This is a genomic window from Streptomyces sp. NPDC006733, from assembly GCF_040636125.1.
In the GTDB taxonomy this organism is placed as follows: Bacteria; Actinomycetota; Actinomycetes; order Streptomycetales; family Streptomycetaceae; genus Actinacidiphila.
In genome coordinates, this window is record NZ_JBEYJD010000031.1 from 116988 (window position 1) to 123334 (window position 6347).

The window sequence follows — 6347 nt, forward strand, 5'->3', positions numbered from 1 at the left end:
GACACACGGCGGGAGCCGAAGGTTGTCCGCCGTGTTTGTTCGATCAACGGCCGAGTCGGCCGCGCACCATTCCGACCATCGCGGTCATTTCCTCGATCCGCATGCGCTTGGCCGCGACGTAGAACACGCCGAGCAGCAGGGCGCCGCCGATGACGAGGGAGACCAGCGAGCCGCCCGCACCGCTGCCCAGGGTCCGGGTGATGCCGTAGACGGCGGCCCCGGCGATCAGCGCGGCGGGCACGCAGGCGCCCGTGAGGCGCGCGTACGTCCGGGTGATGCGCTTGCCGTCGAGATCGCCGCCCAGCCGGGCGCGCAGCCGCCTGACGGCCACTCCGACGCCGACCGCGTAGGCCAGTCCGTAGGAGAAGGCCATACCGACGACGGCCCAGCGCGAGGGGAGCACGACGAAGCAGACCGCGGACGCGGCGGCGTTCACCGCAGCGACGATCACCGTGTTGTAGAAGGGGGTGCGGGTGTCCTCGAAGGCGTAGAAGCCGCGCAGCACGACGTACTGCACCGAGAACGGGATCAGGCCGATCCCGAAGGCCATCAGGATGAATCCGATGTTGCGCGCGGAGTCCGTCCCGGTGCCGGCGTACAGCAGGCTGCACATCGGGACGCCGAGGGCGAGGAAGGCGAACGCGGCCGGGACGATCGCCACGGCGGAGGTGCGCAGCCCGTAGGAGATGTCGTCGCGGACCGCGGGCGCGTCCCCGTCGTGGGCGGCGCGGGAGATGCGGGGCAGCACGGCGGCCATGACGGAGACCGTGATGATCGCCTGCGGCATCTGCCAGATCAGCAGCGCGTTGTTGTACGCGGTGATGCCCGTGCCCTGGAAGCCTGCCTTGTCGGCCTCGGAGCCGGCCCAGGTGGCCAGCTGGGTGACGACGATGAGGCCTGCCTGGTTGGCGAGGACGAAGAAGAACGTCCACTTGGCCAGCTTCGCCGCGTGGCCCAGCCCGTGGCCGCGCCAGTCGAACCGCAGCCGGAACGCGAAGCCCGCCTCGCGCAGGTACGGCAGCATCGCGATGGACTGGACGGCCAGGCCGAGCAGGGTGCCGATGCCGAGCAGCCGGACGCCGTCGGGGGAGATCGTCGTGGCGTCCATGTTGGTCGTGCCGTAGGAGCCGTAGACCCAGATGAACATGCCGAAGGTGAAGATGACCACGATGTTGTTGAGGACCGGGGTCCACATCATCGCGCCGAACTTGCCGCGGGCGTTGAGGATCTGGCCCATCACGACGTGCACGCCCATGAAGAAGATCGTGGGCAGGCAGTAGCGGGCGAAGGTCACCGCGACGTCGAAGGTGGCGGGGTTGTCCGCGATCTTCGTGGACATCATGCGGACCAGCAGCGGGGCCGCGAACACGGTGATGGTGACGATGCCGCCGAGGATGACCATGACGAGGGTCAGCAGGCGGTTGGCGAAGGCCGTGCCGCCGTCCTCGTCGTCCTTCATCGCGCGCACCAGCAGCGGGACGAAGACCGAGTTGAGGCCGCCGCCGACGGTGAGGATGTAGATCATCGTGGGCAGGACCATCGCCACCGCGTAGGAGTCGCCGAGGGTGGCGACACCGATCGCGGCGGCGATGACGAGCGTGCGGACGAACCCGGTGAGACGGGAGACCAGGGTGCCGGCCGCCATCAGGGCGCTGGACTTCAGGATGCTGCTGCCGCGGCCGGCGGAGCGGGGCGCCGGGACCGGCGCCGTCCGCTGCTCCGGTTCGGGCGCGACGGGCGGCCCGGGCGGTCCGGGGGGCGCGGTGGGCGCGAAGTGCTCCGGGGCCGGGGTCGGGGCGGGCTGCTGGTCCCGGTACAGGTGCGCGAACGCGTCGTACGGGGGCGGCTCCTCTGCCGCGTGGGTCACCAGGTCGTCCACCCCGACGTACTGCGTGGTCGCGTCGTCGCCGTACGGCATCTGGTACTGCTGCTGCGGCGGCCACTGCTGCCCGTAGGGCGGGGGCGGCGGCGGGGGGTGCGCGGCACGGTCGTAGAGGGCCTCGTTGACGGGGTCCTGCGCGGTCGGATCCTGCTGCGGGTACGGATCGTAGGCGTAGGTGTTCTGCAGATAGGGATCCGGGTTCTGCTGGTAGGAATCCGGGTTCTGCAGGTAGGGGTCCGTCGGGGCCTGATGGTGGGCAGGGGGCGGCGGTACCTGTGCGCGCGGATCTCCGGCCGGAGTCTCCCGGTCGCGGTCACCGTCGTACGGCGCGTTCATCTGCCCCACCTCATTGAGTGTCCGCTGTCGGGACCCGGCCTGGCTATCGGTCCACCTTCTCACCCGGTGGGGACGGGTCCGTGCTTTCGGGTGCGGTGTCCGGGGCCGGGTCACCCGGCTGCCCGGCTTCGGCGCCGTGCGCACCGCCGCCCTCGTCCGCCCCGCCCGTACCGTCCGTACCGTCGTCGTCACCGGTCGCCTCGTGGGCGTCGCCGTCGTCGCCGCTGTCGTCCCCGTCAGCATCGGGATCGTCGGTACCGGCGGCGGCCTTGCGCTTGCGCTGGTTGTACATCTTCACGCCGGCCAGCGCGAGGAGCAGCAGGCCCCCGGCGATGACCAGCATCACGGTGTCGGTGATCGAGGTGACCTTGACGTTGAACGACATCGGCTCGCCGTACCGGACGCCGTCCTTCGTGTAGAGCTGGGCGGTCACCTGGGCCAGGCCGTTCGCCCCCGCCTTGGTGGGGAACTTCAGCGAGCGGGTGTGCCCGCCCTCGACGGTGACCGGCTGGGGGTCGCCGACGTCCAGCCGGATCTGCGCGCTGGAGGTGAGCCGCAGTTCCAGGCCGGTGACGGCCTGCCCCAGTTCGTTCTTCACGGTCACCGGGATCGTGGCACTGCGCCCGGACAGGGTCAGATTGGTCTTGTCCAGGATGTGCACCGCGCCCATGAGGTCGGTGAGGTACGAGCCGATGGACTCGCGGAACAGTGAGGCGCCGCCGGGATCGCCGCGCCAGCCGTTGGACATCGAGCGCAGGACCGCCGCCGTGAAGGGGACGGTGACCCGGTCCTTGCGGCTGAGGATCACCGTGAACCCGTTGAGCTGGCCCTGCGTCCGCTGGATGTCCTGGAACGCGCTGGTGCTGATCTCCTGCTTGCGCAGATAGTCCGGGTAGGCGGACGTGGCGGGCACTTTCTGGTTGGCGGCCGTGTCGGCCGTCGCCTTGGTGGCCGCGTCGAAGCTGATGGTCTGCGCCCAGGGGCTGTGGGAGACCGCGGTGATGCCCCGGGCCATCTCCTGTGCCTGGGACGCGGTGGGCATGCGCTGGGGGGCCACGACGATGCTGCGCTGCTTCGTCGGCGCCTGCAGGGAGATCATCAGCGTCTGGGAGAGGAAGTCCTGGACGGCGAGGGCGGACGCCGAGGCGCCCGTCATGTCGCCCTGGAACGCCTTGGAGAGGATGGCGTCGCTGACCACCGCCGTGGTGCCGCCGCTGATCGGCCGGGCGGACGTCGGGGTGTAGTCCAGGGAGCCGGTCTCACCGAAGCTGTCGCTGCGCGCGATGACCTTGTCGGCGCCGCCCGCGGTGGCGACGTCCACGATCGACGGATCGACGGCACCGTCGGCCGGCCACGCCACGTTGGCGATGGGGTCCAGGCCCAGGATCGTGTCGACGGTCCTGACGCCGAGGTCGGTGGCCGTCTTGAGGTGGCCGAGGGTCGCCGGGACCTCCTTGCCGTGGTGGGCGATGGAGGCGATGTCGGTGTCGCCGAAGGGCAGCGCGACCACTTCGTGGCCCGCGGTCGCGGACTTCAGGTCGTTGAGCCACTGCTTGGCGTTCTCGGTGCCCGTGCCCGGCGTCGTGTGCGCGATGTCACCATCGGGCCCCAGGACCCGGTAGCTGCGGGTCATGAAGTCGACGGTGGCGAGCAGGTCCGGGTCGACGACCCACGTGATGGGGAGCGTCCTGCCCAGCTCCACGAGCTCCTGCAGCCGGCCGCCGGGCGCGAGGTCCGCCGCGAGGTCGTCGTCGAGGAAGATCGGGCTCTGCTGGTCGTCGGTGTCGCTGCGCACCGCCAGGTGCGGCCGGTCGGCCAGCGGCCACAGGAACGTGTACTGGGTCGGCTTGGCCTCGCCCTTCGCGTACCAGGGGAGGAACGTCCGCTGGATCCCCAGGACGTGGTTGTAGGCCTCGTCGGGCGTCTGGCCGTTGAGCGTGACCCCCAGCTGATACACGCCGTCAGCGCCCAGCCCCAGGGCGCTCACGGGCACCTTCAGGGAGAAGGAGCTGCTCGTGCCGGACGGGATGTCCGCCAGCTTGGCCGTGTGCTCGGCGATCAGGCTGCCGTCGTCACCGGTGACCCCGGTGCGCGCGGCGGCGGAGCTGATCGCGCTGCGGCTGGTGAGCGGACTGTTGGAGGAGATGCGCAGGCCGGCCTCGGCACGGGTGATCGTGCCCCGCCCGGTGTTGGTGACGGTGCCCGCGACGGTGACCGTGCCGTCCTTCGCGGGGGTGAGCGGGTCCACGGACTCCACGGAGACCTGGGCGGTCCGTGATCCGGTACCCGGGGCCGCGGCATGGGCGGCGGGTGCCGTGTGCGCTTGCAGCAGGCCCGCGAAGAGCGACGCCCCGGCGATCAGCGCGGCCGCGCGGCGTATCCGCCGCGGACGCGCCGTGGGTGTACCGGGTGACTGTGCCGCCTCGCCCACTCGTTTGCCCGTCCTGTCGTCAATCGGATGTGCGTCCTGGCATGTTAACGATCGAGCGAGAGGCAAAGTGCTGCGGACTGCTCCATGTGGAGCGGCGGCATAACGAGGAGGCCGGGGGGCTCGCGGCCACGTACCCTTTTGCGTTGTGCCGAATGCCAACAATGACCCCCAGACCCAGCAGGCCCCTCACACGGTCGCGCCGGTCGCCGAAGACCTCGGCCGCCGCTTCCAGGAAGCCGGCTTCAAGCTCGCCCTCGTCGGCGGCTCGGTCCGTGACACCCTGCTCGGCAGGCTCGGCAACGACCTGGACTTCACGACCGACGCCCGCCCCGAGCAGGTGCTGAAGATCATCCGGCCCTGGGCGGAGGCCGTGTGGGAGGTCGGTATCGCCTTCGGCACCGTCGGGTGCCGCAAGGACGGCTTCCAGGTCGAAGTCACCACCTACCGGTCGGAGGCGTACGACCGGACCTCCCGCAAGCCCGAGGTCTCCTACGGCGACACCATCGAGGAGGACCTGGTCCGCCGTGACTTCACGGTCAACGCGATGGCCGTCGCGCTGCCCGGCAGTGTCTTTGTCGACCCGTACGGCGGGCTCGACGACCTGGCCGCACGGCTGCTGCGCACCCCGGGCACCCCGGAGGACTCCTTCTCCGACGACCCGCTGCGGATGATGCGCGCCGCGCGCTTCGCGGCCCAGCTGGACTTCGAGGTCGCCCCCGAGGTCGTCGCCGCCATGACGGCGATGGCGGACCGCATTGAGATCGTCTCGGCGGAGCGGGTCCGGGACGAGCTGAACAAGCTCATCCTCTCGGAGAACCCGCGCAAGGGGCTGCGGCTGCTGGTCGACACCGGGCTCGCCGAGCGGGTCCTGCCGGAGCTCTCGGCACTGCGCCTGGAGCGCGATGAGCACCACCGGCACAAGGACGTCTACGAGCACTCGCTGACCGTCCTGGAGCAGGCCATCGACCTGGAGGAGGACGGCCCCGACCTGGTGCTGCGGCTGGCTGCGCTGCTGCACGACATCGGCAAGCCGCGGACCCGGCGCTTCGAGTCGGACGGCCGGGTCTCCTTCCACCACCACGAGGTGGTGGGCGCGAAGATGACCAAGTCCAGGATGACCAAGCTCAAGTACCCCAACGACATGATCAAGGACGTGTCGAGGCTCGTCGAGCTGCACCTGCGGTTCCACGGGTACGGCACCGGTGAGTGGACGGACTCCGCCGTCCGGCGCTACGTCCGCGACGCCGGCCCGCTGCTGGACCGGCTGCACAAGCTCACCCGGTCCGACTGCACGACGCGGAACAAGCGCAAGGCCGCGGCGCTCTCCCGTACCTACGACGGGCTGGAGGAGCGCATCGGCGAACTCCAGGAGCGCGAGGAGCTTGATTCGATCCGCCCGGACCTCGACGGCAACCAGATCATGCAGATCCTGGATGTCCGGCCCGGCCCCGTGATCGGCAAGGCCTACCAGTTCCTGCTGGAGCTGCGTCTGGAGAACGGTCCGCTGTCCGAGGAGGACGCGACCGACGCTCTGAAGAAGTGGTGGGCGGCACAGGACTGAGCGCGCGAACCGAGCCGCCGCTGCGATGTTCCACGTGGAACAAAAGACCCCCCCCCGACGAAACCCGGGGGGGGGGTGGAGGAGCGGGAGAACCCCCCCCCCCGGCGCCCGGCGGACACCACCCAGACGAGGAGAGA

Annotated in this window: 3 protein-coding genes; 1 reads left to right on the forward strand and 2 read right to left on the reverse strand. The window is 70.4% G+C overall.

All coding sequences use genetic code 11. The features are described from left to right. Positions 1–43 precede the first annotated feature (43 nt). Positions 44–2218, reverse strand: a complete 2175-nt coding sequence (murJ, locus tag ABZ721_RS26240; RefSeq protein ID WP_358791146.1) for a murein biosynthesis integral membrane protein MurJ — start codon at positions 2216–2218, stop codon at positions 44–46. A 43-nt stretch (positions 2219–2261) separates the two neighbouring features. After that, positions 2262–4649 carry a DUF6049 family protein gene (locus tag ABZ721_RS26245; protein ID WP_358791147.1) on the reverse strand — a complete coding sequence of 796 codons (2388 nt, stop codon included), beginning with the start codon at positions 4647–4649 and terminating at the stop codon, positions 2262–2264. A gap of 145 nt (positions 4650–4794) precedes the next feature. On the opposite strand from ABZ721_RS26245, the gene ABZ721_RS26250 reads away from it, so the two are divergent. Further along, positions 4795–6210, forward strand: a complete 1416-nt coding sequence (locus ABZ721_RS26250; protein ID WP_358791148.1) for a CCA tRNA nucleotidyltransferase — start codon at positions 4795–4797, stop codon at positions 6208–6210. Positions 6211–6347: the final 137 nt, after the last annotated feature.